The following is a 26,685-nucleotide window of genomic DNA, read 5'->3' as shown; positions in this document are numbered from 1 at the left end:
TCAACTCGTGACACGTTCGCCGCGTCCATAGACCAGCAGCATCATGATGATGACGAGGCCGTAGATCACCTGGCGGCCGGCCTCGGGCATGTCCATGATCGACAGCACGCTGTTGAGAAGCACGATCAGCACGACGCCGATCAGCGTGCCGAGATAGCGGCCGCGGCCGCCGAGGATGTTGGTGCCGCCGATCACCACCGCCGCGATCGACGGCAGCAGATAGGCATCGCCCATGCCCTGATAGGCCTTGGTGGAATAGCCGGCTAGCAGCACGCCGGCGAGGCCAGCCGCGATACCGCAGAGGACGAAGCAGATCACGGTGACGCGACGCGTGTCGACGCCGGCCAGATAGGCAGCCGCCTCCTTGTTGCCGATGGCATAGATGTAACGGCCGAGCGCCGTGCGCTGGAGCATGACGGCGACCAGCACGGAGACCGCGGCCCAGACGAACAAGGCATTGGGAACGCCGAGCGTGCGGTCGGCCGCGAGCGTCCGCATTAGGTCGGTCGCTGCCGTCTGCGGAGCGTAACCGCCGGTATGCGCCACCATCAGCCCGCGCATCACTGCGTTGACGCCCAATGTGAAGATCATCGATGGCACGCGCAGGTAGGCAACGCCAATGCCATTGACGAGCCCGACCAAAAGCCCGACCCCGAGCCCGACGGGAATCGCCAGCGGCCCGCCGACCGAGGTCGCCATCATGGCCGCGGCGGCGAGCGTCCATGGCACCGACAGGTCGATCTGCGCGATCAGGATCACGATCATCATGCCAGCCGCCACGATGCCGAGGAAGGCGCCGATCTGGAGCTGCTGCAACAGGTAAGTCGGCGACAACAGCGGCGCGCTGCCGAAGCGGGCAATAGTATAGACGGTGCCCGCCACCAGGATGACGAGAATGAACAGGGCCGCAATCAGGATCGGACGATCATCGCGCGAGAGGCTGAGCGAGGCCGAAATCATCGGAACAGCTCCAACGTGTTCTTGACGCGCAGGACGCCGAGCGCCCCGATGCTGACCGCCGCCAGCAGGATCAGGCCCTCGAACAGCGGTTGCAGCAGGGGCGCGATGTCGAAGATGCGAAAGAAGAAGGAAATGACGCGCAGGATCATCGCTCCGAAGATCGAGCCGATGGCGCTGCCGGTGCCGCCGAGCAGCGATGTGCCGCCGATGACGACAGAGGCGATCGAGTTGAGTGTGTAGGCGCCGGCCTGCGGGATGTCGGCATTGCCCGATGAAGTCTGGATGGCGAGGAACAGGCCGCCGCAGCCGGCGAAGAAGCCGGCGAGCGTGAAAGCCGCGATCTTGGCCCGGTCGATCGGAAGTCCCGACATGTAGGCGGCGCCTTCGGCCGAGCCGACCGCATAGACGGCGCGGCCGAGAACGGAACGCCGAAACGGGACCCAGACCAGAAGCGCGATCAGCACCAGCAGCACGAACGGCACCGGGATCCACGCGATGGGCAGGAACCAAGCCGCCGCGCCATCGTCGAAGATGTGCACGGTCGCGGCGAAATCACCGAGCGAATTGGTCAGCGCCCAATTGAGATCCTCGTCGATCTTGCCGCCCGGCGTCGGCCGCAGGAACAGCGCGATACCCATATAGACCGCACCGGTCGCGAGCGTCGCGATGATCGGCTGGATACGCCCATAGACGACGACACAGCCGTTGACGAAGCCGGCGGCCGCGCCGATTGCCAGGCACACGATGATCCCGAGCAGGATGCCGCTGACGCCGCCGGGAAATGTGCCGAGGCCGAGTTGCAGACCGAACAGGTCGAGATGCAGCGGCGCGCCATTTGCCACCCCCGTCAGCAGGTAGCTGGCAAAGCAGCCGACCATGGTCATGACGGCGCCGACCGAGAGGTCGAGCCCCGAGGCCAGCACCGGCACAGTCTGCGCCATGGCGAGCATGGCGAGCGCAAAGATTTCGTCGCCGTTCTGCACCAGGACGGCCGACGAGAAGCCCTTGGGATGAGCAAGGTGGTAGAGCAAATAGAGGACGCAGAACAGCACAATGGCGGTGACGATGCCGACGTTCTGGCGGATCTTGATGGCGACATCGTCAAGCATGGGCCGCACCGGCATTGGCCGATTGCGCGGCGTCGATATTCAGCGCGCTGGCGATGATATTGGTTTCGGTCAGTTCGTCGCCCGCGAGCTCGCGCACGATGCGGCCGTCATACATGATCGCGACCCGGTCGCAGCAACCGATCAGCTCGTCATAATCGGTCGAATAGAACAGAATGGCGGCGCCCTGGTCGGCGAGCTCGCGCATCAGCCGGTAGAGCTCCTGCTTGGTGCCGACATCGATGCCGCGCGTCGGATCGTTGAGGAGGATGATGCGAGGATCGGTCATCAGCCATTTGGCCAGCACGACCTTCTGCTGGTTGCCGCCCGACAGGGTCAGGACTGCATCGCCGGGCGCGCCGATCTTGATCTGTAGCCGCGCGATGGCCCGCTTGACCGCGACGCTCTCCTTGGCGCGATCGACCAGAGGTCCGGTCGAAACCGCATCGAGGGAAGCAATCACGAGATTGTCGGCGATCGACATCGGCAGCATCAGGCCTTCGGTCTTGCGATCCTCGGGAACCAGCGCAATGCCGACCGACTTCGCCGCTGCCGGCGAGCCTGAACGAACCTCGCGATCCGCCACCGTGACGCGCCCGGAGACGCCGCGCAGCACGCCGAACAAGGCGAGTAGCAGGGATTTCTGACCCTGGCCGTCGAGACCACCGAGGCCGACGATCTCGCCGGCGCCGACGCGAAGCGAGATGCGGTCGAGACGACCTTCCCAGGACAGATTCTCGAGCGCCAGCATCGGCTGCACCGCGGCACGGACCGGCTTGGCTGGATATTGGGTTGCGATGTCCCGGCCGATCATGAGTTGGACGATTTCCGCGGTGGAGCGCATGCCCTTGTCGAAGGTTTCGATATGGCGCCCGTTGCGGAACACCGACGCGCGGTCGGCGAGCGCCTCGACCTCATGCATGCGATGCGAGATGTACAAAATCGCGACGCCCTCGGATTTGAGCTGCGCCAGCATCGCATACACTTTTTCGACGTCGGCGCTGGTCAGGGCCGAGGTGGCCTCGTCGAGGATCAGAAGCTGCGGCTTCTTGCCGAGCGCCTTGGCGATCTCGACGATCTGGCGCCGCGACAGCGGCAGATCGCGGACGTGCATCAGCGGATTGACGTCCTCGCAGCCAATCTGCGCCAGCAACGCCTCGGCGCGACGGCGCTGCGCCCGCGCGTCGATCAGGCCGAAGCGGCGCGGCGGCAACGCAATGGAGATGTTGTCAGCGACCGAGAGGTCGGGCATCAGCGACAGTTCCTGGAAGATGCAGACTACGCCGGCCGCATTAGCGGCAGACGGCGTCGCGAAGCTCACATCATTTCCGGCAAGGCGCATGCTGCCAGTATCGGGCTGGACGACGCCGGCGATGATCTTGATCAGCGTCGACTTGCCGGCGCCGTTCTCACCCAGCACTGCGTGGATCTTGCCGCGCTCGCATGCGAAGTCGACGCCTTCGAGCGCGCGCACACCGGCGTAACGCTTGGAAATTCCGGACAAGGTGAGGAAGGCGCGTTGGCTCAGGGCGGCGTCCGGCATGGCGGGGCTCACGCAGTGGCGGCCCGGCGAATGCCGGGCCACCACCGGGACATCTCCAGTGCGCTCACTGAGTGTTCTTTTCGCTCTGCGACATGATCTCCGGCGCCGTGAAGTTGACGCCGCAGGGCGTGAACTGGTTCGGCGCGAAGAAGTTTGCGTTGAGGTCCGGCCAGTAGTTGGTGCCGGGCTTCAGATCCTTGTAGGTCGCGACCGGGATCGGGATCGAGATGAGCTGCGGCATGACGTTGCCTTGCAGGGCGGAGATCGCCGCCTTGGTGGCGATGGCGACCAGCGCCGGGGACTGGCCGTAGGACATGCCCTTGAGCCCGTCCTTGGCGTGATCGGCGATCTGCTTGCGATACTCGTTCTCGCCCTCGCCCGACATCGGGACGAACGGATGCTTCGCCGACATCATCGCCTGCACGGTGCCGTCGGAGCCGCCTTGCGTGAACACGCCGTCGAAATGGCCGTGCACCGCGAGCGCGTCCGCCGTCACCTTCTGCGAGGTGCCGGTGTCCCAGTTGCCGACCACTTCGGTGATCTTGAAGCTATTGCCGGGCGCCTCCATGACCTCCCGAAAGCCGAGATGGCGATCACGGTCGACCGAATTGCCGGGCAGGCCGCGGACCTCGAGGATGTCGCCCGCCTTCTTGCCGCCTTCATCGATGATCCACTTTGCCGACATGCGGCCCATTTCCTTCTGATCCTCGTTGACCATCATCACCTTGTCGGTGTCGAGGACATTGTCGAAGGGAACCACGACTACGTTGTTCTTGTCGGCGAGCCGGATAATGCGGTCGAAGCCGTCCGGTGCCACCGCGATGGTGACGATGGCGTCAAAGCCCTGATTGATGAAGTCCTCCATCGCACCGAGTTGCGCTGCAACATCGGTACCGGTCGAGACGACCTTGAACTCCTTGATATTCTCCTTGATGCCCGGCTGCGCGGCGAAGGCCTTTGCGGTCTTCACCATCTGGATGCGCCAGGTGTTGCCGACGAAGCCGTTGACGAGGGCGATCTTGTAGGGACCGGGCTTCTTGTCCCACTGGAAGAACTTGGTCTGGGAAGACCAAGGCTTGAAGCATCCGGGATCGGCGCCCGGACCGGACACGACCTTGGGCCCTGCCAAGGCACTGACCGAGGACAGCAGCAGGCCGGCGCAAGCCAGCCCCGCAAGACGAAGCGTCCACACCATGTCTGTTCTCCCTAAGCGTTGGTCCATCCCTTGAGTGGCGCAATGGCCATGCCGGGAATTGGACTTCCCGTGCATTCTACCCGGCAAGGATGCCACGCAACCTCCGATGCACACAAGCCGAATACAGGTGGTGGTCATCGGCACACGCGGGACGCCCCGCTGAAAATCATCACAAGTGCGCGCGCTGCACACCCGTCGCGCAAAGAATGAGACTAAGGGCTAAGCGCCAACCGCCCCCACACATCCGAACTGCCTAGTGCGGCGCATGTTGACTTTCCGACCGCCGCTCCAAATACTCAAAGAAAACAAAGGCCGATATCGAAAAACGGTTCAGAGGGAGGATAGGATGCCCACTTCACGCAGGCAGCTGCTGAAGAGCTCGGCGGCTGCCGCCGCCGCACTCAGCCTCGATTGGTCCCGCGCAGAGGCGCAAGCCGAGACATTGCGGATCGGCCTGATCTACGACCTGACCGGCCCATTCGCCGCCGGCGGCTCTGTCGCCTCCTCGGTCGGCGCACAGATCGCGATCGATCTCGTCAACGAGAAGGGCGGCATCGGCGGCAAGACAAGAATCGTGCCCGTCGCTGCGGACTCCCAGAGCAAGGCCGATGTCGCGATCAACGAGGCCGAGCGGCTGATCAGCCAGGAAAAGATCGACATCATCAACGGCGTCTATTCCAGCGCGCATGCGGTGCCGATGGCGGCGAAGGTCGAGCAGCAGAAGAAGATCCTCTGGATCACGACCGCGGTCTCGACCGCCGTGTTCAAGGACAAGAACCTGCAATACGTGTTTCGCGCGCAGATCCATTCGGACCAATACGGCCAGGCGTTCGCGGGCTTCATCGCCGAGCACGCCAAGGCCAAGCTCGGCATGGAGCCGGGCGAGGTCAAGGTTGCGCTGATCCACGAGGACGGCCCTTACGGCGTCGGCGTTGCGGCTGCCGACGAAGCCTATGCCAAGCAGGCCGGCATCCAGGTGGTGCTGCGCGAGGGCTATTCGGCTTCGGCCCCCGACCTCTCGGTGCTCGTGACCAAGCTCAAGCGCGCCAAGGTCGATGTGATCTCGCATGCCGGCTACAACCCCGACATCACGTTGTTCCTGCGCCAGGCGCGCGAGAGCGGCCTGCGCTTCAAGATGCTGTTCGGCGCCGGCGCCGGCTACAGCCAGCTCGACAAGCTGCGCACGACCTTCGGCCCCGACATCGACAATTTCTGCAACATCGATCCGGTGCCGGCGCAGCTGCTCGATCCATCGAAGCTTGCGCCGGGCATCGGCGATTTGATCAAGACCATGGTCACGCGCTACCAGGCCAAGACCGGCGCGACCGACGTGCCGCCGCACTGCTCCATGGGCTTCAACCAGACCTGGGTGCTGCTCAACAACGTGCTGCCGGTTGCGAAGGAAAAATACGGCAGCTTCGAGCCCGAGGCCATTCGCAAGGCCGCACTCGACGTCGACATCCCGCCCGGCGGCACCATCCAGGGCTATGGCGTGAAATTCTTCCCGCCGGGCACGCCGCTCTCCGGCCAGAACGAACGCTCGACGCCGGTGGTGATGCAGAATGCCGGCGAGCATATTTCGGTGGTGTGGCCGACGAACATCCGCACGCAAGACCCGGTGTTTCCGTTGCCGAAGGGATCGACTTACGGGGCGTAGGGTTTGCACGAGCGACGGGCGGGGCTGCGCTCCCTTGCCCCGCTCTTGGCGGGGCGAGGTGAAATCGCGGCGTCGCTCGTCCCTACAACACCACCCGCCGTCCGTCCTCCGCGGCCCAATAGCCCGCGTAGTTCACCTTGATCGTCTCATACGCAAGCGCGAGGTCCGACAGCGGCTGCCGTCCCGTCGCGGCGCATTCCATGAAGTCCTGGATTTCCTGCAAGTAGCCGCGGGTCCATTCCTCCTCCAGGCAGACATATTGCCAGCCGGTTTTGCGGTCGACCTTTTCGGTGATGTAGACGCTGGCGAGCTTCTCCTCGCTGGTCTGGTAGCTCATCAGATGCGTGTTCGGGGTGATGTTGGCAAACAGCGAGCCGCCGGAGGTGTAGGTCTCGATCAAATTGCGCACGCCGCCCATGATCATGTCACCGGAGAACACGGTGGCCTTGGTGCCGTCCGAGAAGGTCGCGGTCAGCGTGCCCCAATCCTCGACGTCGACCGGATTGGCCTTGATGTAGGTGCGCTCCTCGGGCTTCAGATTAGCGGCGACGTTGCCGACATCGCCGGTGACGCTGGCGACGCGGATGGTCTCGCCGCGCGCCTTGGCTTCGACCTGCTTGAGGTAGAGCACGGCCGAGAGCGGATGACAGCCCATGCGGATCAGCGAGCCACCGCCGGTCATCGCCCATTGCGCGGCATGCGCCGCGTGCGAGCCGGAATGGCTCTCCTCGCCCTTCATGAACAGGATCTTGTCCTTGGTCGCCTTGATGATCTCCGCGGTCTTGGTCACCGCGGGCGCATAGATCCAGTCTTCCGCGTACATGAAGAGTTTTCCGGTGCGCTCGATCGCGGCGCGCGTCGCGTCCATCTCTTCCAGCACGCGCTCATACATCAGCGCCTTCGGCACGTGCCTGCCGATCGGCTGCTTGTCGCCCTCCCGGCCGAAATAGCCGGCGAACGGCTTTTCGCAGATTACGTGCTTGCCGGCCTGCATGGCCGCGACGATCATCCCCGCGTGGAGGTTGGGCGGCGTGCAGATGTCGATAACGTCGAGCTCGCGGTCGGCGATCAACTCGGCAAAGCTGCGATAGACCCGCGGGATCTGGTGGCGACGGGCGAACTCGACGACATGGTCGCCACGCGCAGCCGCCGCCGCAACCTCGACGTCCACGCCATAGACGCGCCGGAGCGCATACATATGCAGCTCCGACACGAAGCCGCAGCCGACGAGTCCGACCCTGATCCTTGCCATAGCGCCCCCTCACCGTCAGTTTGAGCGGCATTATAGCGAGCTTGCAGGCGGGCGCAGCTTATTCCACCGAAACGCGCACTACGCCGGCGCTCATCATGCCAAGCGCACGAGCCGCAGAGACGGAAAGATCGACGATGCGGCCGCGGATAAACGGACCGCGGTCGTTGACGCGGCATTGAATGGAGCGCCCGCCATAGGACACTTTGAGCACGCTGCCAAAGGGGCGGGTGCGGTGGGCACAGGTCAGCTCGCCAGCTTGGCTGCGCTTTCCGTATCCGTAGTATGAAGCGAGGCCGCTTTCGGCACGCGCCATTGAAAAGGTGAAAAGACAGAAAAGTACAGTGGTCAGCGCTCGCACGGCACCGCTCCCCGGTTGCCCTGCCCGGCGGTCCCAACGTCCGGCGCTCCGGCAAAGTTCCCGCGGCTTTGCGGGGTTGGGCCCGCGAATGCACTCAGGCCTTGTTATTGCTTGTGAAATGCCAGGGTGCAGCAGAACATCACCGCACCTTTCGCCCCCTATGCCAGCCCGATCTGTTGATCCTGATCAATGGTCTGGAGGTCCAGCCGTGGGCTGATGACGTCTCACTCTAAGACGACGGGAGGTCAGGATGACATATCGCAAGCCGACCATGCTGCTACTGGCTGCATTGATAACCGGCCTTGGACTATCAGGCTCATTTGAGTGGTCACCGACCGAGGGGCTCGTGCTGTCGGTCAGCGGCGCAGAGGCCAGGGTCGGACGCCCCCTGACGCCCGTCAGCGTGGCCGGCGTCGCCCGTCGCACCACACGACGCGCCGTCGTGGGCGGCGCGGCCGTCGGCGCAGCGGCAGCAAGCACCGGATGCGTCCGCGTGCTTGTTAATGGAGCCTATGTCTGTCGATGACGGATGAGGCGGAAACTTACCTCAGCAGACAAATTGCCGCCGTGTCGGGTAATCTGGCCCGACACGGCCGAACTTCCTCCAAAGCGCTTCAGCGCTTGTGAAAGACCAGCGTGCGGGTCTCGATGCTTTCACGCGGCGCCGCATCGGCCGGTGTGGTCGGGTCGATGAAGGCGGTATGCGGCGCGAAGCGGGTGCGGCCGTCGGTTGCGGAATCGTAGCACTTGAGCAGCAGCGCCTCCTCCGCTGTCATCTCGGGGAAATAGAACCAGCGGTGGTTTGGATTGTATTTCACCGAATAGGTTTCGCCGCGGCGGTTGGGATAGATCAGGTCGGAGGCAATGAGGTCGTCGGGCGCGACCGATGTGCCGTCGGCCATCGCCAGCGGTGAATCGCGCAAGGGACCCCGGATCGGCCGCCAGAGGTTGATCACTTGCACGCGGCCCCTGAGAAGCTCCTCGGCCTCGTCAGGTAGATGCTCGCGCACCCGGTTCGCACCGGAAGCAATCGTCTGATCAACATGGACGCGCGTCGCTGGCTGGCGCGGACCACCGTCGCGAATGTCGGCCGCGCCCTCGACGCGCCTGCGCACGGTATGATCGAAAATGACGACGCGGTCAGCCTTCAGTGTTGCGCGCAGGAACGCCTCGACGGCCGGGTAGTAGACCGCCCTCACCTCTTCGTCGTTGTAAAAATCCCTCACGTGGGTCGGATGGCGCACCAGCGCAAAGCCTTCGCGATCGAGCGAAAAATTGTTCGCGATCAGGCGTGCATCGAAGATCGGGACCTGATGCGGCTCCGGCAGCGATGTGCTCTTCGGCTCGCCCGGCGGCGGGTCGAACGCGTAGGTGCGCGGCTTGCCGGAAACCGGCGCGAGATAGTTGAGTTCGGCGGTAACGAAGGGAAGCGATTCGATTTTTGTTTCTTGCAGGCCCATGGCCGGTCTCCCGATGTGGTCGTCTTCTTGATCTTTGACGGGATGGAGCGCGCTGCAAGGGAGGCGATGCAAATAGCAATGTGAGTGTTGTCGAGCGCGGGGAATGCAGAACGAACGTTTCGAGAATGGCAGTTGGGCAGAAGGTGTTCTTCTCGTCTCACGGATGCTTGAGGACCACGTGAGATCTCGTGCCACGGAGGCAGCGTAGCGTTGCACGCTGCACCGCGTCCGGGACACGAGAGCTATGCATCGTCGACGATCTCGTCTGGCATCGCGCCGGCCAGCATGAGGCGGATCATTCCGCCGCCTCGCCGCGAACGGCCTGGCGTTCTGCGATCAGCTTGCGCGTCAGCGGGATCAGCTCGCGGCCATATTCGATGGCGTCGATCAGGGGATCGAAGCCGCGGATCAGGAAGTGGCTGATGCCGAGGTTGTAATAGTCGCGGAAGACTTCGGCGACCTGCTCGGGCGTGCCGACCAGCGCCGTGGTGTTGCTGTTGGCGCCGGTGAGCTTCGCGATCTCGGTCCAGAGCCGCTTGTCGATCCGACTGCCCTGGTCGGCGAGCGAGAGCAGGCGCCGCGCGCCCGCGGTGGCGTGGCCGTCCGCCGGTCTGCGATAGCCGGTCTTGTCCTGAAGCGCGGTGGCGCGCGCCAGGATTTCCTCCGCCTTCTCCCAGGCCTGCTTTTCGGTCGGTGCGATGATTGGCCGAACCGAGAGGCTGAAGCGTGGTGTCGGTCGCCCCTGCCTGACGGCGGCGTTGTGAACGCGGGAGGTGACGTCGCGCACCTGCGCGTAGGACTCACCCCAGAGCGCGAAGGTGTCGGCGTGCCTGCCGGCGACGTCGATCGCCGCATCCGAGGCGCCGCCGAAATAGATCCGGATGCCTTCGGGGCGATACGGCTTCACCTGCGAGAAGGCGTTCTCGACCTGGTAGTGCTTGCCCTTGTAGGTGAACGGCTTGTCGCTGGTCCATTCCAGCTTGAGGACATCGAGGAACTCGGAGGTGCGGGCGTAGCGCTCGTCCTTGTCGTCGAGCGTGTTGCCGTCCTGGCGCAGCTCGGTGGCATTGCCGCCGGTGATGACGTGCAGCGCGACGCGGCCGCGCGAGAACTGGTCCAGCGCCGCGAACTGCCGCGCCAGCAGTGTCGGGGCCGTGAATCCGGGACGCTGCGCGATCAGCACGTTGAGGCGGTCGGTGACGTTCAGGACGTGCTGGGCGACCTGGAGCGCGTCCGGCGTCGTCGAATGAAACGCCAGCAGCGCGCGATCGAAGCCGGCGTTCTCATGCGCCTTCGCGACCGTCTCGATATGGGTGGGGTTGAGAATCGGGCCGTCGCGGACGACGGTCTCGGAGGAATTGTTGTTGCTGATAAAGCCGATGAATTCGATCGACATCGATCTTCTCCCTGATTGTTTGGCGGAAGCCTAAAGCCCCAATGCGGCGCGGCCGAGGCCGACGCGCGTGGAATCGTCCTGCGGCGTGTGCACGCGGCCGCACAGCACGTCGCGATAGTGCCGCTCCAGCGGATTGGTGCGGCTGAGGCCGTGATTGCCGGTCAGCGACAGCGCGTCCTCGACCACGGCAACGGCGTTATTCGTGACAGTCAGCTTGATGACGTTGGATTCGAGAGCCGACAGCTCGACGCCCTCGTCGAACTCACCGGCGAAGGATGAGATCAGCCGCGCATTGACCGCGAGCCGGGCCTCGATGGCGCCGAGGATCTCCTGCGCGCGCGGCAAGGTCGCCAGCGGCGCGCCGAGGCTGGCGGGGACACGCTGCTTCAGAAACGAGATCAGCCAGTCGCGCGCGGCACGCGCGACGCCGTCATAGATCGCAGCGACGAAGACGGTGTGCACCGTCGCTTGCGTCACGTCGGGTGCGCGCCAGTCCGCGGGCTTGCGAACATCCACCTCGGAGTCGAGCGGGATCACGACGTCGTCGAAGATGACGTCGTGGCTGCCGCTGGCGCGCAGACCGTGGTGATCCCAGGTCTCGACGATGCGTGTGCCCGGCAGGCCCGCCGGCACCAGGAATTGCCCAACGCGCGGCTCGGCCTCGTCGGTCCGGGCCCAGACCAGATACCATTTCAGGATCGGCGATCCCGTCGAATAGATCTTGTGACCGGTGAGGCGCCAACCGGTCTCGGTGCGCCGCGCGATCGTCGCCGGCAGGCCGCCGCGCGCAGGCGAGCCGAGCTCGGGCTCGACCCGCAGCGCGTTGACGAGCGCAAGACCTTCGACCGTCTCGCGTGCAAGCCTGCGTGACAGCCGCGCCGGCCAAGTCGGGCTCCGGCCCATCACCAGATGGTTGATGTAGTGCATCGACAGCACCAGCGCGGTCGACGGATCGGCTTTGCCGATGATGCCAATGACGCGCGCGGCGTATCTTGCCCCCGCGCCGGCCCCGCCATGGACCGCGGGCACGGTCAGCGACAGCAGGCCCGCTTCGGAGAGCTCGCAAAAATTCTCGAAGGGAAAGCTCCCGGTGCGATCGTGTTCGGCTGCACGCTCGGCGAAACGCTCGGCCAGAACCTCCGCGCGCGCAATGTAGTCGGGCTCGCTATGAACCGCTCGGCCTTTGGCTGCGGAACTCACCATGTGGCGTCCAACCCTAGCAAGCCGAGGATCTGGCGGCGCAGATCGGCCAGATAAGGATCGCCGCGGTGGCGCGGATAAGGCCGGTCAACCCGGATGTCGGCCTTGACCCGTGCCGGGCGGTCGCTGAAGACGATGACGCGGTTGGCGAGCACCAGCGCCTCCTCGGCATCATGGGTCACCAGCAGTGTGGTAAAGCCCTTGCGTTGCCACAGCGAGACGAGCTCGGTCTGCATGGTGATGCGGGTGAGCGAGTCGAGCTTGCCGAGCGGCTCATCGAGGATCAGGATTTTTGGATCGTTGACCAGCGCACGCGCCAACGCGACGCGCTGCGCCATGCCGCCGGAGAGCTGATGCGGATAGGCATTGCGGAAATCCGCTAATGCGACGAGATCGAGCGCGGCGTCGACGCGCTGGCGCTGACTCTTCAGGATGCCCTGGGCTTCCAGCCCCAGCGCGACATTGGCCCAGACCGTGCGCCAGGGAAACAGCGTCGGATCCTGGAACACGACGACGCGTGAGGGATGCGGACTTCTGATGCGGTTCTCGTCCTCGCGCAACGTTCCGGCCTTGGGCTTGTCGAGACCCGCGACGAGGCGCAGCAGGGTCGACTTGCCGCAACCGGACGGGCCGAGCAGTGCGACGAACTCGCCCGGCTCGACCGAGATGCTGACGTCGCTGAGCACCGGCAGCTCGGCACCGTCGATGTCGAAGGCGTGGCTGACCTGCTCGATATCGAGCGCGGCGCCGGCGGCCGGATGGGTCACGGCCTCGGCAAGAGCTGTGGTTACCATTTGACGGTCCCCTTCTGCCAGACCAGCAGGCGATCGCGGATCGCGAACAGCAGCGTGATCGCGCCGGAGCAGAGCAGCGACATCACGATCAGCGCCGCGTACATGTTGGAATAGGCGGCCCAGCCCTGCGCCCATTGCAGATACCAGCCGAGCCCGGCCTTGACGCCGATCATCTCGGCGACGACGAGCACGGCGAAGGACGAGCCGAGCCCCATGAACAGGCCGACGAACACATGCGGCAAGGCCGCGGGGATCGCGACCTTCAGCACCAAGAACGACGGCTTTGCTCCCAGCGTGCGCGCGACGTCGTAATAGGCGCTGCTGACGCTCGCGACGCCCGACCAGGTCAGCACCGTGACGGGGAAGCCGGTCGCGAGCGCGATCAGGAAGGTCGAGGCGCTCCAGCTCGACGGAAAGGTGAAGAAGGCGATCGGCAGCCAGGCGGTCGCCGGCAGCGGACCGATGAAGCGCAGCACCGGATGCACCCAATAGCCGACCGCGCGCGACCAGCCGATCGAGACGCCGGTCAGAAAGCCGATCGTGGCGCCGATCAGGTAGCCGCCGAGCTGAAGCCTGATCGAGGCAAAGACGCTGTCGAGCAGCTTTGGCAAATCGTCGGTGTAGACCTCGACGATCGATTGCGGCGGCGGAAAGAACGGCAGCGGCACCCAGGCGAACTTTGCAGTCGCGACCTCCCATAGCGTCAGGAATGCGCCGAGCGCCACGAGCCAGGGCGCGCGCTGGCGCAAGGCCCGGCCCGCAGAGCCGAGATAATCGGCGCCGACGGTGCCGAACAGGGCGACCGCGGCAACGATGAAGGCGGCGATGCCGAGCGAATGCGTGCGCGACCAGTCGCCGACATCATCCCACCACAGGCAGGACAGGCCAAAGGCGATCCAGGCGACGCTGGCGAGAACGCCAACGCCGGATTCACGGACCCAGCTCGCAAGCAGTGGCGTGCGCGAGAGGCGCGGCGCTCCGGAGGCGAGGCCGTCAGACAGCGAATACGTCGACATAGATGCGCTCCGCGAATTTGGCCGTATCGGTGCTTTGCTTGAAGACCTGGACGCTCTTCAGATCGTCGGCATAGGCCTTGAGCTCGCGCTTCAGCACTTCGCCCACGGGATGATGATGATGGGTGTGGTAGCGCACCATGCCCTCGATATCGGCGAGCGTCGCCGCCTTCGGCGCGTAGGGCTGGAACGACTTTGCCGCCACGGTCGGGTTCTCCGAGGTGAACATGGCGGCATCGAGCAGCGCTTGCGTGATGGCGCGCGCAACCTGCGGCTCTTCGCGCACCAGGCTGCCGCGCAGGCCTACGATGCAGCAGCTCTTGTCGCGATAGTCGCCGTCGAGGTTGGAGGCGACTTCCTCGTACTGGCTGTCCTTCAGCCAGAGATAAGCGAGCGGGTCGGACGACAGGAAGGCTTGCACCTCGCCCTTCTCCACGGCGACGTTGAGCAGGTTGCCGGGATAGGCGCGCCAATCGATATCCTTGTTCGGGTCGATGCCGAGCTTGGCGAGCTGGATCGAGAAAAAATTCTTGTCGGGCCCGGCGAGGTCGCCGACCGCGACGGTCTTGCCTTTGAGATCGGCGAGCTTGGCAACACCGGAATCGGCGCGCGTCAGCACGCGCATGCAGCCGCCATGGGTGCCGGCGGCGATCTTGACGTCAAAGCCCTGCTCCAGCGGCTTCAGCCAGCGCAGCGCCATGCCAAGGCCGGCGTCGCTTTTTCCCGTCGCAATGGCTTCGAGCAGTTGATCGGTCGAGCCGGAATAGTTGACGAGCTCGACGTCGAGATTCTGCTTCTGGAAAAACCCGTGCTCGATGGCGACCGGCAGCGGCGCGAGGCAGACTGCGCCGGCATTCCACGACAGTTTCAGCTTGCGCGGTGCGCCGGTGAGCGCGGCGGCATCGGAAGCGGTCCGGCACAGCGGAAACTCCGAGAAATCGATCCCGGATCCGATCGCCTGCGGCGCGAAAGCCTGCGCGCCCAGCGCGCCGAGCGGCGCGGCGAAGGCCGCCGCAAGCCCCGCCTGGAGCAAATGGCGCCGGTCGAGGCTCGATCCACGCTTGTTCTCGTCGTTCATCGGGCTCTGGCTCCTGCGCTGGCACGGCTCCGCCATTTGCGCAACGGTTTGGGTTGCGCGTGTTCCCTGCGGAGCTGCGTTGAAAGAAAATCTTTGCGTCGGCGCTTCCCGCGCCGCGTTGATGCGATGCGCAAATCATGCGGCGCGCTCGCAGCAGCGTCAATGAAATGGAATTTCGAATGTAGCGCGAAGCGAAGTCATTCTCTCCATCCGCACGCACTGGAACGATGAAAGGATTTTCGCGGAGGCAGCGGCGCGGGCTTCGTATCACGACTCCGTCACCTGCATCATTGTTGGGCGATTTTGCATGAGCGTACCGCGCTTTCTCGAAAGCAGTCTTTCGTTGAAATGTCCTTGCTCATCGCGCGTGCAATACGGTTGGCCATTTCATTGACTGCGCGTCGCACGCTCATAGACTTCATCATCCCACTGCATCGTTCGCTCACGCGTCGTGAGCAAAGCAACAAGACAGGCCACATGAGCATCAACTCCCACGACCAACCGATCACGCGCCGACTTGCAGCATCGCTGTTCGCAGCCGCCATCACATTGTCGACCGCCGCCGCGTCATTCGCGGCCGACACGGTCGTGCTGCGCGTCGGTGACCAGAAGGGTGGCAACCGCTCGCTGCTCGAGATCTCAGGCTACGCGAAGGACCTGCCCTACAAGATCGAATGGTCGGAATTCCCGGCAGCAGCGCCGATCCTCGAAGCGCTCAACGCCGGTGCGCTTGACGTCGGCTATACCGGCGATCTCTCGTTTCTCTCGGTCTACGCTGCCGGCGCGCCGATCAAGGCGATCGGCGGCACGCGCTCGGATGCGAAGACGCAGGCCATCCTCGTGCGCCAGGATTCGCCGATCAAATCGGCCGCCGACCTCAAGGGTAAGCGCCTCGCCGGCACCCGCGGCGGCTGGGGCCAATTCCTGATCGACGCGACATTGGAGAAGGCGCAGCTCAAGCTGGAGGATGCGACCTTCGCGCCACTCGGCCCGGTCGATGCCAAGATCGCGCTGGTCGCAGGCTCGATCGACGCCTGGGCGGTGTGGGAGCCCTACGTCTCGTTCGCAACGCTCAAGGACAAGGCGCGCGTGATTGCCGACGGTGAGGGCCTGACGCCGACCATTACCTTCATCGTTGCCTCCGACAACGCCATCGCCACGAAGCGCATCGCGGTGCTGGATCTGGTGCAACGGCTGAACAAGGCGCGGCTGTGGTCGCTGGATCGTCTCGGCGAATATGCCAGGAGCACGGCCGAGCTGACCAAGCTGCCCGAGGACGTGCTGCTCTCGGCCTACACCGCGCAGCGCGCCAGCCCGATCGTGATCGACGAGAACGTGGTGAAGGAGGTGCAGGAAGCCTCCGACCGTTCGACGCGCTACGGCATCCTGCCGAAGAAGCTCGACGTCAACCAGGCCGTCGACCGCAGCTTCACCGCCGCAGCCGCAGGGTCGAACTGAGCGGAGGCGGCAAGATGCACGGGCTTCGTCTCAAGGCCGGCCCGCTGCATCTCGCCGCGATCGTGCTCGCGCATTTCGCCTGCATGAGCCTGATCGTCTGGCTCTCGCTCTAGCCGCGCGCGCCAGGCGAGATCACCAATAGCCGCCGTAATACGGGCGCGGCCGATAGTAGCCGTAGCGATACCCGTAATATGGACGGTAGGGCCTGTAGTATCGCGGATAGGCGTAGGTCGGTCCGTAGCCATAATACGCCGGCGCATAACCGTAGCCCGGCCCCGGGTATCCATAGCCGCCATAGTACGGGCCACCGCCGTAATAGCCGTAAGGCGTGCTGCTGGCGATGGCGCCGCCGATGATCGCGCCGGCCGCCAGCCCACCCAGGCCCCATCCCCAGCCGCGCCAATACACCTGCGTGACATCATGACCTGCCGCAGCCTTCATGGTTGCGACGTTGGTCGGCAGCGGGGCCGCTGCCGCCGGCTCCACCTGGCCGGCCATGACCGCGCCGGCCAGCGAACAGGCAATTGCCGTTTTCCAGATACTCATCGTCTTGCTCCCTGTCTGACGTTTCGCTCGGAGAAGGGTCGCGAGCGCCATGGTCGGGCCTCCTTGCGGCAAGTCGAAGTCTCGAATTTGCGTGCACCGCACAACATACCCGCACATGCCTCAATTGTGATCAGCCGGCGCGGACATGCGCCGCTTTCACCTCGCCGGTATGACACCGGCACGACGACGCTGGAGGGCTGAGAGCGGCGGCAAAGCGTTAAGCTTCCCGCGCGTTCGCAACCAACAAGCACCTTCCCGATTTACTATTCGTACCGTTACTATCGGTTCCAATGATGCGCGGCCTGGAGGCGTCTCGCGAAGGCCTTGGCATGCGCCAAAGTGTGGGAGGATGACATGAGTGCCGCCGGAAATGAGCCGCTTGCCCGCCAGGCGTTGGCGTTCGTCCTGGCGGGCGGGCGCGGCAGCCGGCTGCTGGAGCTGACCGACCGGCGCGCCAAGCCCGCGGTCTATTTCGGCGGCAAATCCCGCATCATCGATTTCGCGCTGTCGAATGCAGTGAACTCGGGCATCCGCCGCATCGCGGTCGCCACTCAGTACAAGGCGCACAGCCTGATCCGTCATCTTCAGATGGGCTGGAACTTCTTCCGGCCCGAGCGCAACGAGAGCTTCGACATCCTGCCTGCGAGCCAGCGCGTGTCGGAGAACATGTGGTATGTCGGCACGGCCGACGCGATCTACCAGAACATCGACATCATCGAGTCCCATGCCTGCCGCTTCATCGTGGTGCTTGCCGGCGACCATATCTACAAGATGGACTACGAGGTGATGCTGCGGCAGCACGTCGACAGCGGCGCCGACGTCACGGTCGGCTGCCTCGAAATGCCGCGCGCGGAATCCTCGGGCTTCGGCATCATGCATGTCGACGAGAACGGCTGGATCCAATCGTTCCTGGAGAAGCCGTCCGATCCGCCGCCGATGCCGGGCAAGCCCGACATCTCGCTCGCCAGCATGGGCATCTATGTGTTCGACGCGAAATTCCTGTTCGACGAGCTGAAGCGCGACGCCGAGGACCCGAAATCCAACCACGATTTCGGCAAGGACATCATCCCCTATATCGTCAGGAACGGCCGTGCGATCGCGCACCAATTCTCCACTTCCTGCGTGCGAACCGGCACTGACCCGCGCTCCTACTGGCGCGACGTCGGAACGGTCGACGCGTACTGGGCCGCCAATATCGACCTCACCGACGTGGTGCCGGAGCTTGATTTGTTCGATCGCGCCTGGCCGATCTGGTCCTATGCCGAGATCACCCCGCCTGCGAAATTCGTCCACGACGAGGAGAGCCGGCGCGGTTACGCCGTGAGTTCGCTGATCTCGGGCGGCTGCATCATTTCCGGCGCCTCGCTGCGCCGCTCGCTGCTGTTCACCGGCGTGCGCATCAACTCCTATGCCAATGTCGAGAATGCAGTGATCATGCCTTACGTGAATGTCGGCCGCGGCGCGCGATTGAAGAATGTCGTGATCGATCGCGGCGTCGAAATCCCCGAGGGGCTGGTCATCGGCGAGGATCCCGAACTCGACGCCAGGCGCTTCCGCACCACCGAGCAGGGCATCTCGCTGATCACCCAGCCGATGATCGACAGGCTCAATACATGACGCCTGTTCGCGTCCTCGCGGTCGTTTCTGAAGTCTACCCCATCGTCAAGACCGGCGGCCTCGCGGATGTCGCCGGCGCGCTGCCGATTGCCCTGAAGGCGCATGGCGTCGAGATGCGCACACTAATGCCGGGCTATCCCGACGTGATGCGGCGGCTCGCGGGCGCGGAGGAGATCCGGCGCTGGCCGGACTATTTCGGCGGGCCGGGCCGCCTGCTCGCGGGCGCGCGCGACGGGCTTGATCTGTTCGTGCTGGACGTGCCGCATCTCTACGAGCGGCCGGGCAATCCCTACGTCACGGCTGACGGCGTCGACTGGCCCGACAATGGCGTGCGCTTTGCCGCGCTGTCGCGCGTCGCCGCCGATATCGGCCACGGCCTCGTCCCCGCCTTCGTGCCCGACGTGGTGCATGCCCATGACTGGCAGGCGGGGCTCGCGCCGGCCTATCTGCACTATGACAATCGTGCGCGACCAGGCACCGTGATGACCATTCACAATATGGCGTATCAGGGCAAGTTCGCACGCGAGCTGATCGGTTCGATCGGCCTGCCCTGGGACTCGTTCAACGTCGATGGCGTCGAATATTTTGGCGGGATCAGCTTCCTCAAGGCCGGCCTGCAATTGGCCGATCGCATCACCACGGTATCGCCGACTTATGCGCGAGAGATCCAGAGCGACGAAGGCGGCATGGGGCTCGGTGGCCTCTTGCGCGAGCGCGCTGGCGTGCTGAGCGGCATCCTCAACGGCATCGACACATCCGTGTGGAATCCTCACGCCGATCCGCATATCGCCTATCGCTTCAGCGCCGAAGAGCTGTCGTTTCGTTCGGCCAACAAGGCGGCGCTGCAACAGCGGCTCGGCCTCGATCCGCGGCCGGATGCGCTGCTGCTCGGCGTCATCAGCCGGCTGTCGTGGCAGAAGGGGCTCGATCTCCTGCTCGGGTCCATGCCCACCATCCTGGGCGAAGGGATGCAGCTGGCGCTGCTCGGCAGCGGCGATACCGACTTGCAGGATCGCTACCAGGGCGCTGCGCGCGCGTATCCCGGCCGGATCACGGCCGTGATCGGCTATGACGAGGCGCTCGCGCATCTCATCCAGGCCGGCGCGGATGCGCTTCTGGTGCCGTCGCGGTTCGAGCCGTGCGGCCTGACCCAGCTCTGCGCGCTGCGCTATGGCGCCGTGCCGATCGTGTCGCGCGTCGGTGGACTTGCAGACACCGTCATCGATGCAGGGGACACAGCCGACGCGGCGACGGGCTTTACCTTCGGACCGGTCACATCCGAAAACCTCGCGGTGGCGCTCGGACGCGCGAGCTTCGCCTTCCATGACAAATCGGCGTGGCGAAAATTGCAGCTTGCCGGCCTGTCAACCGACGTCTCATGGCGCAACCGGGCCGGCGAGTACGCCGCGCTCTATCGCAGCCTCATGGCATCCCGCCGCGCGGCGTGACCACCGTCGAATCCATGCTATAGAGCCGGCATGGAACCCCTTGCGATCAAGCTGATCGGCTTTGCCGCCGCCACCTGCACCATCGTCGCTTACGCGCCGCAAGTCATCAAGGTCTGGAAGACCCGCTCCACCGGCGATATTTCGCTCGGCATGTTCCTGGTCATGGTGCTCGGCCTGGCGCTCTGGCTGGTCTACGGCCTGCTCAGCGGCGATGCCCCGCTGGTCGCCGCCAACGCCATCACCATGGTGCTCGCCGGCGGCATCTTGTTCATGAAGCTGAGATATGGGTGAGGTTGTTCACCTCTCCCCGCTTGCGGTCAACCCTCTCCCCGCAAGCGGGGCGAGGGAGAAGATCATCGCCCAAATGCATACGACGCCATCGCCACATTCGCGACCTCGTCGACGAAAACGCGGTGGCCGACGTCGTTGCCGGCAGCACCGGCCGCCACCATCAGCGGCAACAAATGGTCCTCGCGCGGATGCGCCAGGCGCGCGCTCGGCGCGTTCTGCCAATCGACCAGCATCGCATTGCGCCGCGCTGCATCCGGCGCGCTGATGGCCTCGTTCAGATAGGCCTCGAAGTCATAGGAGACAGGCTTCGATTCCGCGCGCCCGAAGCCGCGCATGTTGTGATAGGAGAGCCCGCTGCCGATGATCAAAATGCCTTCGTCGCGCAGCGAGGCGAGCGCCTGCCCGGCCCTGATGTGCTCGTCCGCATCGTAACTCGATCTCAGCGACAACAGCACGATCGGCATGTCGGCATTCGGATACATCAGGCCGAGCGGCACGAAGGTGCCGTGATCGAAACCCTGGTTGGCATCCTCCCGGCAATCGAGGCCCGCGCGCGCGAGCAGCGCCTTCACTTCCGCCGCGAGCTCGGGCTTTCCCGGCGCCGGATATTTGAGCTGATAGGTGTGCTCGGGGAAGCCGTAATAATCATACACCATCGGCGGATGCGCTGAGGTCGATACCGTGAATGCGTCGGCCTCCCAATGGCCGGTGATGACGAGCACGGCCTTCGGCTTTGCCGGCAGAAGTTGCGGCAACCGGCCGAACTCGGCGGCAGTCCTGGCATATTGCACCCGCCTGTCCTCCATGAACGGCCACGGGCCGCCGCCGTGAGACAGGAAGAAGGTTGGAAATCGCGTCATGGATGTCGGCTCGCCTGTTTCGCAACATGCGCGTGTAACAGCGGCGCAATCGGCGGCGAGCATAGGCAACCCATCATGGTTAGCAAGTCGTTAACGATTTGCCTCCCACAATCCAGCCGTGGCCGAAGCAGTCGGCCAGAAGACAAGCGGGACGTGAGATGAAGAAGTTTGCGCTGGGGGACGTCGTCAACAGTGACAAGGGCCGCCGCGGCGTCGTTCGCGCCGCCTACAGGTCGAGGGACGGCCAGCAATTCTACGCCGTAGAGAAGGACGGCGCGATGGACTATCTGGAGGAAGATCGACTGAGCCCGGCGCCCCGCGTCGAACTCGCGGCGTAAGTCCTGCTCATTTTTTGCTCTCACCTGCGACCCGATCCAGACGCTCCGACCAGGGGTCGTCGCCGCTCGCGATGCGATCGTTCGTGATCAACAGCAGGCGATCCCGGCCTGTGGCCAAGTCCCAATGCGGCAGCTCTGCACCGTTGGGGTCGCCGCTCTTTGCAAAATTGATCCAGTAGGCGCGCATGCGGTTTGCGACCTCGCGATCTCCTCGCGAGAACATACCCGCACCGGGCACGCCTTCCACACCGAAGATGAACTGCAACTCACGCCCGTGCCCTTCGTCGGGATTTCCGCGCCTGGCTTCCGGCACGTAAGAAAAGCGATAGCGGAAGGTGGGCGCTCCGCTTGCGGCATGAAGCCGGGTCAGCAACCGCACCGGCTCGGAAAAGACCTTGTCGGTGTAGAAACTGGCAGCAAAGTCTGACGGCCTGGCGGCGCCAGGATAGAGCTTGCGCAGCTCGTCGATGCCATCGCCTGCGGATGCAAACGCCTCCTTGATCTCCAGCTCGCCGTCGAAACGCGTCTCGTCGTCGTTCGAGCCGATGATCAGGGGAATGCGGCTCTGATGTCCTGCCGCAAATCCCGCGGCGATGTTTTCCGTCACCAGGCTTCCATCCACCGCCGGCCCAAAACTGTGCAGCGATTTTTCCAGCAGATTTTTTTCAGCGGCAAGCAGCCGTGCTGGCGTGGCTGCGCGCAAATCCGTCTCATGTCCGAGCGCGGCGACGAATTGCCTGCCCACGGCCTCGGCCTCCTGCGACGAATGCAGGCGCGCTCGGCCGGGCACCGATTGAAGAATGGCCTTCTGAAACAGATCGCGCGCTTGCGCACACAGCATCAACAGCGCGATCGATGTCGCGCCAGCGCCGTTGCCGAACAGGGTGACGTTGTTGGGATCGCCGCCGAAGGCCGCGATGTTGTCGTGCACCCAATGCAGTGCCGCGATCTGGTCCATCAGGCCGTAATTGCCGGAGCCGCGCTCCGGCAGCGCGGGATGCATGAGCCAACCGAACGCGCCCAGGCGATAATTCACGGTCACCACGATGAGGCCGGCCTGCGCGAGCCTTGCGCCGTCGAACAGCGGATCATTCACGATGCCCGTGACGAAATTGCCGCCGTGGATGAACACCATCACTGGTAAGGGGCCGTCGACGCCAAAGGGACGAAACACGTTGAGCGTGAGGCAATCTTCGCTGGCGCCCGGGGTCAACGGCTGGAGACAGGGCGCGCCGTAGTCGTAGGCGGTGCGCATCTCCGAGCTCTCCGGCGTTGCCTGCGGTGCACGCCAGCGCAGCGCACCAACCGGCGGCATCGCGTAAGCGAGCCCCCTGAAAGAGGCCACCTCGCCTTCGACGGCGCCGAGCATCTGGCCCTCGCGCGTCAGGGCGAATGGAAATTGTCCAACCGGCTGGGCCACCGCCACACCGGCGCAGCAGAGGACGACAGAAGCCGCAGCGAGCGCGAGCAGGGACCGCATCTTCGGGGATCTCGATGCGCGGTAAAGTTCCCCGGCAGGTTACGTCCGCGGCGGGCGGCGAGGCAAGCTTCCCGGCGGCACGCCTAGCCGCCTTTAGCGATAATCTCCGCCAGCGCGCGTCGCGCGATGATGCCGAGCTCGCCGAGCGTGGAATGGCCGGATTGTGCCGCTTCGATCAGCCGCTCGGCGATGAGCCTGCGGCTGTCGTGATCGCCGCCGTGCGGCAATTGGCGACACGTCTCCTCCAGGACGACGTCCATGTTGGCTTTGGTTCGCTCACTCAACTCTGTCATGACGCCCGGTCGGTACGCGTGGCTTGTAACCGCAAGCATACACAGACGGATCGGGCATGATTAGTCCGGGCAAGCACGGCCATTGTGCATCGCGATGCGTGCATTGAAGCAACGTTCGCGCCGCCACGATGACGCCGCAAACGACTACCGAAGATTGCACTTGTCCTGATGACAAGCCGAACCTGCAGCGTTAGCCTGCCGGCAAACAAAATACTCGGGAGGAATGCCATGCCTGACGCAATGGTCGCCGCACGTGATTCCAAAGCGGCGAGTGGAACAGCCCAACAGGTCGACGTCGCCGTGGTCGGCGCCGGATTTGCCGGCCTCTATCTTCTCCATCGCCTGCGCAAGGCCGGATTCAGCATCGTCGCCCTCGAAGAGGCCGGCGATGTCGGCGGCACCTGGTACTGGAACCGCTATCCCGGCGCGCGCTGCGATATCCAGACCATCGACTACAGCTACACCTTCGATCCGGAACTCGAGACGGCCTGGACCTGGTCGGAGAAATACGCGACCCAGCCGGAGATTCTGCGCTATCTCGGCTTCGTCGCCGACCGCTACGATCTCAGGCGCGACATCCGCCTCAAGACCAAGGTCACGGAAGCCAAATGGGACGAGGCGAGTGAGCGCTGGCAGCTCAGCACCGACAACGGCGCGCCGGTCTCCTGCCGCCATTACATCATGGCGACCGGCTGCCTCTCCGCGCCGAAACCGCCGGAGATCGATGGCGTCAAGGATTTCAACGGCGAGGTCTATTTCACCGGCCGCTGGCCGCATGGCGGCGTCAATCTCGCCGGCAAGCGCGTCGCGGTGATCGGCACCGGCTCATCGGGGATCCAGTCGATCCCGCTGATCGCCGAACAGGCCGCGCAGCTGACCGTGTTCCAGCGCACGCCGAATTTCGCGCTGCCCGCCCATAATGGTCCATCGCCGTCCGATCGCATGAGCCTCCTGCAAGGCGACCGCCCCGCCTATCGCGAGCAGGCGCGCCAGTCGATGACCGGCGTGCCCTATCCGCAGCAGATGGCGGTGAGCTGGCAATTGAGCGACGCCGAACTGCGCGCGCGCTTCGAAGAAGCGTGGGGCAAGGGCGACCTCGTCTACATCCTGACGCAGCTTTGGGCCGATCAGGGCGTCGATATCGATGGCAACAATATCGTCCAGGACCTGATCCGCGAAAAGATCCGCGCCGCGGTCAAGGATCCCGAAACTGCCGCAGCGCTCACGCCGCACGACCATCCGTTCGGCGCCAAGCGGCCCTGCCTCGATACCAACTACTACGCAACCTACAACCGGCCGAACGTCACGCTGGTCAATCTGCGCCAGGAGCCGATCAAGGCGATCACCGCCGACGGTATCAGCACCGGCAAGCGTAGCTTCGACGTCGACGTCATCGTGTTCGCGACCGGTTTCGACGCCATGACCGGCGCGATCCGCGCCGTGCATCCGATCACGGGGCGTGGCGGCAAGTCGCTGTCCGACGTCTGGGCGCATGGACCGCAGACCTATCTCGGGCTCACAGTCGAAGGCTTCCCGAATTTCTTCATGATCACGGGACCCGGCAGTCCGTCGGTGCTGTCGAACATGGCGGTCTCGATCGAGCAGCATGTCGACTGGGTCGTCGACCGGCTCAAGGCTTTGCGCGATGCCGGCTTCACCACGATCGAGCCGACCGAGATGGCGCAGGCCAGCTGGGGCCAGCACATGGCCGATTGCGCGACGCTGACGCTGCACCGGCTCGCCAACACCTGGTACACGGGCGCCAACGTGCCCGGCAAGGTGCACGCGCTGATGCCCTATACCGGTGGCGTCGGTCCCTATCGCAGCATCTGCGACGAGGTTGCGAGCCGCGGCATGCTCGGCTTCAAGCTCACCGGCCCCGACGGCGCCGCGCAGTGCAATGACGGCGAGGTCGTGCGGCTGCAACCGGACGTGCGGCTGGTGCTGAACCTGCTCGCAACGCTGAACCTGCCGCCGATCGAGTCGATGGGCGCACTCGGCGCGCGTGCCTTCGTCGACGAGTTCAACAAGGGCCGTCCTGCGGGACGGCCGATCGGCGCCGTGACCGATGGCACGCTGCCCGGCGCCGACGGACCGCTTCCCTATCGGGTCTACAAGCCCGCAACACCGGGGCCGCATCCGATCGTGGTCTACTTTCACGGCGGCGGCTGGGTGCTCGGCGACGAGCAGTCCGACGATCCGTTCTGCCGCGACATGGTGCGGCGGACCGGCATGATCTTCGTCAGCGTCGGCTATCGCCACGCACCGGAGCATCGTTTTCCCGCGGCGGCCGAGGACGGCTATGCAGCAGCGCGCTGGATCGCCGGGCATGCGGCCGAGCTCGGCGGCCAGCCGGGCCCGGTGCTGGTGGCGGGCTGGAGTGCCGGCGGCAACATCGCCGCCGTCACCTGCCAGCTCGCACGCGACCGCGGCGGGCCGGAGATCGGCGGCCAGCTTCTGATCTGCCCGGTCACCGACTGCACTTTCGATCGTTCCTCCTACAACGACAATGCGACCGGCTACTTCCTGACGCGCTCGCTGATGTACTGGTTCTGGGACCTCTACTGCTCACCGGCCGACCGCACCGATCCGCGCGTCTCGCCGCTGCGGGGCAAGGTTTCAGGTCTGCCTCCGGCCTTCGTGGTCACCTGCGAGTTCGATCCGTTGCGCGACGAGGGCATCGCCTATGCCGATGCGATGGCAGCTGCCGGCGTCCGCGTTGAGCAACTCAAGGCGCGCGGTCATTTCCACTCGTCCTTCACGATGGTCGACGTGGTCATCACCGGCGTGTCGGGCCGAGTGCAGATGGCAGAAGCCTTACGTCGCTTTGCCGGGCTTCCGCCAGAGGTGCGGCGCGGCGACGAGAACAGCCACGGTCTTGCCAGCCCGGGGCACAAGATCGCCGCGGCCGCGAGCTAACAGCGACAAGGTGGTCGGGAACTATTTCCCGGCCGCCGCGTTGGTCGACGTGGCATTGAGATGCAGCGATTGGTGTGGACCCCGGCACGCAAGCCTTGCGTGCTGGGGTTCTTTTTGCGTGAGGCGAGGACGATGGGGGGCGCATCAGCTACGGATTCAAAGGTCGACTTCGGCGCGCTTGCGGTGCTGCATAAATGGCCGTCGCTCGCAAACCAGCGAAGACCGGACCGGGAGCCCTACCAGGTGAGCCAAGGCACGCTCGACGAATGCATCTCGGCCTTCATGGAGAAGCCGGCCGCAACCCGACACCTCTATGAGATCCACACGGCGTCGCAGCCACCGCTGGTCACGGATATTCTGTCGCCCGAGCACATCATCGAGCTGTCACGGCTGCGGGAATATCTCTGACCGCCGTCCGCACGA

Annotated in this window: 25 protein-coding genes; 9 read left to right on the top strand and 16 right to left on the bottom strand. The window is 64.7% G+C overall.

Going from position 1 to position 26,685, the window contains the following annotated elements:
• From ABIB73_RS11780 to ABIB73_RS11765, 4 genes are all read right to left on the bottom strand, one after another.
• A complete protein-coding gene (locus ABIB73_RS11780; protein ID WP_354224124.1) occupies nt 1-960 on the bottom strand; it encodes an ABC transporter permease in 960 nt (319 codons plus the stop codon).
• Complete coding sequence (locus tag ABIB73_RS11775; protein WP_354224122.1) at nt 957-2,069, bottom strand: ABC transporter permease; 1,113 nt, start codon at nt 2,067-2,069, stop codon at nt 957-959. The genes ABIB73_RS11780 and ABIB73_RS11775 overlap by 4 nt, the downstream gene beginning before the upstream one ends.
• Nucleotides 2,062-3,609 (bottom strand): sugar ABC transporter ATP-binding protein, encoded by a 1,548-nt coding sequence (locus tag ABIB73_RS11770; protein WP_354224120.1) that lies wholly within the window; start codon nt 3,607-3,609, stop codon nt 2,062-2,064. Before ABIB73_RS11770 ends, ABIB73_RS11775 begins: the two co-directional genes overlap by 8 nt.
• Before the next feature lie 64 nt (nt 3,610-3,673).
• A complete protein-coding gene (locus tag ABIB73_RS11765; RefSeq protein WP_354224118.1) occupies nt 3,674-4,804 on the bottom strand; it encodes a sugar ABC transporter substrate-binding protein in 1,131 nt (376 codons plus the stop codon).
• A gap of 346 nt (nt 4,805-5,150) precedes the next feature.
• On the opposite strand from ABIB73_RS11765, the gene ABIB73_RS11760 reads away from it, so the two are divergent.
• Nucleotides 5,151-6,461, top strand: a complete 1,311-nt coding sequence (locus ABIB73_RS11760; protein ID WP_354224117.1) for an ABC transporter substrate-binding protein — start codon at nt 5,151-5,153, stop codon at nt 6,459-6,461.
• A gap of 82 nt (nt 6,462-6,543) precedes the next feature.
• Here the strand turns inward: ABIB73_RS11760 and ABIB73_RS11755 are convergent, their stop codons facing one another.
• Together ABIB73_RS11755 and ABIB73_RS11750 are read right to left on the bottom strand one after the other, a co-directional pair.
• Entirely contained in the window at nt 6,544-7,713 is a 1,170-nt protein-coding gene (locus tag ABIB73_RS11755; RefSeq protein WP_354224116.1) for a Gfo/Idh/MocA family protein, read from the bottom strand.
• 58 nt (nt 7,714-7,771) lie between these two features.
• Entirely contained in the window at nt 7,772-8,071 is a 300-nt protein-coding gene (locus ABIB73_RS11750) for a septal ring lytic transglycosylase RlpA family protein (protein WP_354224114.1), read from the bottom strand.
• Between the two features lie 250 nt (nt 8,072-8,321).
• Between ABIB73_RS11750 and ABIB73_RS11745 the strand changes: the two genes are divergently transcribed.
• A complete protein-coding gene (locus tag ABIB73_RS11745) occupies nt 8,322-8,597 on the top strand; it encodes a hypothetical protein (RefSeq protein WP_354224112.1) in 276 nt (91 codons plus the stop codon).
• Nucleotides 8,598-8,685: 88 nt separating this feature from the next.
• On the opposite strand, the gene ABIB73_RS11740 is transcribed toward ABIB73_RS11745, so the two are convergent.
• The 6 genes from ABIB73_RS11740 to ABIB73_RS11715 form a co-directional block, all read right to left on the bottom strand.
• A complete protein-coding gene (locus tag ABIB73_RS11740) occupies nt 8,686-9,531 on the bottom strand; it encodes a CmcJ/NvfI family oxidoreductase (RefSeq protein WP_354224110.1) in 846 nt (281 codons plus the stop codon).
• A 295-nt stretch (nt 9,532-9,826) separates the two neighbouring features.
• Nucleotides 9,827-10,927 (bottom strand): LLM class flavin-dependent oxidoreductase, encoded by a 1,101-nt coding sequence (locus ABIB73_RS11735; RefSeq protein ID WP_354224108.1) that lies wholly within the window; start codon nt 10,925-10,927, stop codon nt 9,827-9,829.
• A gap of 30 nt (nt 10,928-10,957) precedes the next feature.
• A complete protein-coding gene (locus ABIB73_RS11730; protein ID WP_354224106.1) occupies nt 10,958-12,130 on the bottom strand; it encodes an acyl-CoA dehydrogenase family protein in 1,173 nt (390 codons plus the stop codon).
• A complete protein-coding gene (locus ABIB73_RS11725; protein WP_354224105.1) occupies nt 12,124-12,921 on the bottom strand; it encodes an ABC transporter ATP-binding protein in 798 nt (265 codons plus the stop codon). The genes ABIB73_RS11730 and ABIB73_RS11725 overlap by 7 nt, the downstream gene beginning before the upstream one ends.
• Nucleotides 12,915-13,937, bottom strand: a complete 1,023-nt coding sequence (locus tag ABIB73_RS11720; RefSeq protein WP_354224103.1) for an ABC transporter permease — start codon at nt 13,935-13,937, stop codon at nt 12,915-12,917. The genes ABIB73_RS11725 and ABIB73_RS11720 overlap by 7 nt, the downstream gene beginning before the upstream one ends.
• On the bottom strand, nt 13,915-15,012 hold the full coding sequence (locus tag ABIB73_RS11715; protein ID WP_354224101.1) for an ABC transporter substrate-binding protein: 1,098 nt from the start codon (nt 15,010-15,012) through the stop codon (nt 13,915-13,917). Before ABIB73_RS11715 ends, ABIB73_RS11720 begins: the two co-directional genes overlap by 23 nt.
• Nucleotides 15,013-15,489: 477 nt before the next feature.
• Here ABIB73_RS11715 and ABIB73_RS11710 point away from each other — a divergent pair, with 477 nt between their 5' ends.
• Nucleotides 15,490-16,470 carry an ABC transporter substrate-binding protein gene (locus tag ABIB73_RS11710; RefSeq protein WP_354224099.1) on the top strand — a complete coding sequence of 327 codons (981 nt, stop codon included), beginning with the start codon at nt 15,490-15,492 and terminating at the stop codon, nt 16,468-16,470.
• 132 nt (nt 16,471-16,602) lie between these two features.
• Here ABIB73_RS11710 and ABIB73_RS11705 read toward each other — a convergent pair whose 3' ends face one another.
• Nucleotides 16,603-17,016, bottom strand: a complete 414-nt coding sequence (locus tag ABIB73_RS11705; protein ID WP_354224097.1) for a hypothetical protein — start codon at nt 17,014-17,016, stop codon at nt 16,603-16,605.
• A gap of 354 nt (nt 17,017-17,370) precedes the next feature.
• Here ABIB73_RS11705 and glgC point away from each other — a divergent pair, with 354 nt between their 5' ends.
• From glgC to ABIB73_RS11690, 3 genes are read left to right on the top strand one after another with little or no spacing between them, the layout of a single operon-like run.
• Complete coding sequence (gene glgC / locus ABIB73_RS11700; protein WP_354224095.1) at nt 17,371-18,633, top strand: glucose-1-phosphate adenylyltransferase; 1,263 nt, start codon at nt 17,371-17,373, stop codon at nt 18,631-18,633.
• On the top strand, nt 18,630-20,081 hold the full coding sequence (gene glgA, locus ABIB73_RS11695) for a glycogen synthase GlgA (protein ID WP_354224093.1): 1,452 nt from the start codon (nt 18,630-18,632) through the stop codon (nt 20,079-20,081). The genes glgC and glgA overlap by 4 nt, the downstream gene beginning before the upstream one ends.
• A 30-nt stretch (nt 20,082-20,111) precedes the next feature.
• Entirely contained in the window at nt 20,112-20,372 is a 261-nt protein-coding gene (locus tag ABIB73_RS11690) for a SemiSWEET transporter (protein WP_354224091.1), read from the top strand.
• A 62-nt stretch (nt 20,373-20,434) separates the two neighbouring features.
• Here ABIB73_RS11690 and ABIB73_RS11685 read toward each other — a convergent pair whose 3' ends face one another.
• Entirely contained in the window at nt 20,435-21,232 is a 798-nt protein-coding gene (locus ABIB73_RS11685) for a DODA-type extradiol aromatic ring-opening family dioxygenase (protein WP_354224089.1), read from the bottom strand.
• Between the two features lie 158 nt (nt 21,233-21,390).
• On the opposite strand from ABIB73_RS11685, the gene ABIB73_RS11680 reads away from it, so the two are divergent.
• Entirely contained in the window at nt 21,391-21,570 is a 180-nt protein-coding gene (locus ABIB73_RS11680) for a hypothetical protein (protein ID WP_354224087.1), read from the top strand.
• A gap of 7 nt (nt 21,571-21,577) precedes the next feature.
• On the opposite strand, the gene ABIB73_RS11675 is transcribed toward ABIB73_RS11680, so the two are convergent.
• Nucleotides 21,578-23,050 carry a carboxylesterase/lipase family protein gene (locus tag ABIB73_RS11675; protein WP_354224085.1) on the bottom strand — a complete coding sequence of 491 codons (1,473 nt, stop codon included), beginning with the start codon at nt 23,048-23,050 and terminating at the stop codon, nt 21,578-21,580.
• An 83-nt stretch (nt 23,051-23,133) separates the two neighbouring features.
• Nucleotides 23,134-23,382, bottom strand: a complete 249-nt coding sequence (locus ABIB73_RS11670; RefSeq protein ID WP_354224083.1) for a hypothetical protein — start codon at nt 23,380-23,382, stop codon at nt 23,134-23,136.
• Nucleotides 23,383-23,571: 189 nt separating this feature from the next.
• Between ABIB73_RS11670 and ABIB73_RS11665 the strand changes: the two genes are divergently transcribed.
• The gene (locus ABIB73_RS11665) at nt 23,572-26,262 is read left to right on the top strand and encodes a flavin-containing monooxygenase (RefSeq protein WP_354224081.1); all 2,691 of its coding nucleotides are present in this window, start codon (nt 23,572-23,574) and stop codon (nt 26,260-26,262) included.
• A 132-nt stretch (nt 26,263-26,394) separates the two neighbouring features.
• Nucleotides 26,395-26,670: a hypothetical protein gene (locus ABIB73_RS11660; RefSeq protein ID WP_354224080.1), complete on the top strand. Its 276-nt coding sequence runs from the start codon at nt 26,395-26,397 to the stop codon at nt 26,668-26,670.
• Nucleotides 26,671-26,685 lie beyond the last annotated feature (15 nt).

This window comes from Bradyrhizobium sp. F1.4.3 (genome assembly GCF_040548375.1).
Lineage (GTDB): Bacteria > Pseudomonadota > Alphaproteobacteria > Rhizobiales > Xanthobacteraceae > Bradyrhizobium.
Note: the sequence above shows the minus strand (reverse complement) of the source record. Positions and strands in the feature narration are given on the sequence as shown.